This window comes from Rahnella sp. NRRL B-41462, assembly GCF_003263525.1.
GTDB lineage: Bacteria > Pseudomonadota > Gammaproteobacteria > Enterobacterales > Enterobacteriaceae > Rahnella > Rahnella aceris.
In genome coordinates this window covers 1-2,337 of the sequence record NZ_JYDF01000087.1, presented here as the reverse complement: position 1 = coordinate 2,337, position 2,337 = coordinate 1, and the positions used below count along the sequence as shown (strand labels likewise).

The window sequence follows — 2,337 nt, the reverse complement described above, 5'->3', positions numbered from 1 at the left end:
CGCTGGACCGGTCGCGTGCCTGCGCTGATTGAAAGCGGCGCACTGGAAGCGGCTGTCGGCCTTAAGATGCTGGCAGAGGACAGCCACGTGATGTTGTGCGGCAATCCACCAGATGGTTCGCGATACCCAGCAAGTACTGAAAGACACGCGGGGTATGCGCAAACATCTCAAACGCAAGCCGGGCCATATGACCAGCGAGCATTACTGGTAAATCTGTTAGCGCAAAACTAGCGGAATTTAACGTCGTCCGGTTCCGGGCCAAAGCGATTTGCGCCCGGTGTGCCGGTAAAAGCGCCGCAGTCGATCAGCAACATAATGAAAATCACCGATGGCGCGAGCCGGCCCAGAACCCAGCTCCACGTCTGCGGCATCGCCGCTGCCCAGTTACCCGCCACCAGCATCCACGCCAGCACAAACAGCAGCGCCCACCAGGCCGATTTATTGCGGTCATGCAATCTTTTCACCAACACTGCGGCAGTCGGCCACAGTAAAACCACCAGCGCGAATCCGGCGGACTGATAGGTAATCCATTCCTGTGCGGCAAAAAAGAAATCAACCACCATCAGAATCAACCAGCTAACCATCCAGAGCCAGAAATCGCGGCGGCCCAGGCGGCCGTTAAAAGAAAACAGTGCATGCTGTAACGTCATTGGCAGTCCGTTCCGTAAAGTACAAGAGGAGTAAAATATTAAAACAGGCGGAGTGTAACTCACGGGCAGCGATGACGAGAATCTTTACGCACTCCTTTTGACATTACCCCCCGTTCCCCGCTTTAATCGGATTGTTGAAACAAAATAAGAAACGCCCTATGACTGTTGCTCAATCCTTATTACGACTGGCGCTGCCCGCGCTGCTTATGCTCGCTTGCCAGAATAGTGCACTCGCCGATCCGCCGGTCGATCACTCTGGCGCAGAGGAGATGCCAAAAGCCCCTTACCTGCTTGCTGGCGCACCCACCTTTGAAACGACGCTGATCAATTTTCGCGCCAAATACAATGAAGCCAATCCGACCCAGCAGATTGGCGAGTTCCGGTCGATCAGTGATAAATCTCCAAACAGTTCCCTGACCCGCGCCGCCAGCAAGATTAATGAAAACCTGTATGCCTCGACCGCACTGGAAAAAGGCACCGGTAAAATCAAAACGCTGCAAATCACCTATCTGCCGATTCAGGGGGCTGAAGAAAAGGCCGCACGCACGCTGGCGATAAGCTATATGGCTAATCTGATGCGTCAGTTCGACGCCACATTATCCACCGAGCAAAGCGTGGCGAGAGTCGCTTCTCTGATCGAAAAAGGAAAAGGTCAGCAGTTTTATAAGCAGGAGGTAGGCGCGGTGCGTTTTGTCATTTCAGACAATGGCGAAAAAGGACTGACATTCGCCGTTGAGCCGGTCAAGCTGGCGCTTGCTGAGCCGTGAGATGACGGTTTTTAATGACAAAAAGCAAAGCCTTTATGACCAATGATCTCTATACTGTTGCACAGGTAATCTGCTTATTTGGCAGAAATTTTAATCGACACTCGCGTCCCCTTTTGGAGGAAAAAACATGCGACATCCATTAGTGATGGGTAACTGGAAGCTTAACGGCAGCACCCACATGGTTAACGAACTGATTGCTGCTCTGCGTACTGAACTGAGCACAGTTGTAGGTTGTGGCGTTGCAATTGCTCCACCAGAAGTTTACCTGTCACAGGCTAAACACGCTCTGGCTGGCAGCCGTATTGCGCTGGGTGCTCAGAACGTTGATGCTAACCTGTCTGGCGCATTCACCGGTGAAATCTCTGCCGACATGCTGAAAGACATCGGTGCGCAATACATCATCATCGGTCACTCAGAACGCCGCACTTACCACAAAGAAAGTGATGAGTTCATCGCGAAAAAATTCGGCGTGTTGAAAGAAGCGGGTCTGACTCCTGTTCTGTGCATCGGTGAAACCGAAGCAGAAAACGAAGCAGGCAAAACTGAAGCCGTTTGCGCTAAACAACTGGACGCGGTTCTGAGCACTCTGGGTGCGAAAGCATTCGAAGGCGCAGTCATCGCTTACGAACCTGTTTGGGCGATCGGTACCGGCAAATCTGCCACCCCGGCTCAGGCTCAGGCTGTTCACAAATTCATCCGTGACCACATCGCGAAACAAGATGCTGCGGTTGCTGAACAAGTTATCATCCAGTACGGCGGTTCTGTTAACGCTGCAAATGCTGCTGAACTGTTCACCCAGCCAGACATCGATGGCGCACTGGTTGGCGGCGCATCACTGAAAGCAGACGCTTTCGCTGTGATCGTGAAAGCCGCTGCTGAAGCTAAACAAGCGTAAGCCTGTTTCTTCTGCGCAATAAAAA

Annotated in this window: 3 protein-coding genes and 1 pseudogene; 3 read left to right on the top strand and 1 reads right to left on the bottom strand. The window is 52.4% G+C overall.

Annotation, left to right across the window (positions count from 1 at the left end; all coding sequences use genetic code 11):
• Window positions 1–211: pseudogene (locus UC14_RS19500) on the top strand (ferredoxin--NADP(+) reductase); the annotation flags it as partial.
• A 16-nt stretch (window positions 212–227) separates the two neighbouring features.
• Here the strand turns inward: UC14_RS19500 and UC14_RS19495 are convergent.
• Complete coding sequence (locus tag UC14_RS19495; RefSeq protein WP_037035321.1) at window positions 228–650, bottom strand: DUF805 domain-containing protein; 423 nt, start codon at window positions 648–650, stop codon at window positions 228–230.
• 158 nt (window positions 651–808) lie between these two features.
• On the opposite strand from UC14_RS19495, the gene UC14_RS19490 reads away from it, so the two are divergent.
• Both UC14_RS19490 and tpiA read left to right on the top strand, forming a co-directional pair.
• On the top strand, window positions 809–1,417 hold the full coding sequence (locus UC14_RS19490; RefSeq protein WP_013577592.1) for a DUF1454 family protein: 609 nt from the start codon (window positions 809–811) through the stop codon (window positions 1,415–1,417).
• Between the two features lie 127 nt (window positions 1,418–1,544).
• Window positions 1,545–2,312 (top strand): triose-phosphate isomerase, encoded by a 768-nt coding sequence (tpiA, locus tag UC14_RS19485; RefSeq protein WP_037035323.1) that lies wholly within the window; start codon window positions 1,545–1,547, stop codon window positions 2,310–2,312.
• Window positions 2,313–2,337: the final 25 nt, after the last annotated feature.

Bases quoted from the DNA above. Each gene is read 5' to 3' on its own strand.
- UC14_RS19495 (WP_037035321.1), bottom strand. From the start codon at position 650: ATGACGTTACAGCATGCACTGTTTTCTTTTAACGGCCGCCTGGGCCGC.
- UC14_RS19490 (WP_013577592.1), top strand. From the start codon at position 809: ATGACTGTTGCTCAATCCTTATTACGACTGGCGCTGCCCGCGCTGCTT.
- tpiA (WP_037035323.1), top strand. From the start codon at position 1,545: ATGCGACATCCATTAGTGATGGGTAACTGGAAGCTTAACGGCAGCACC.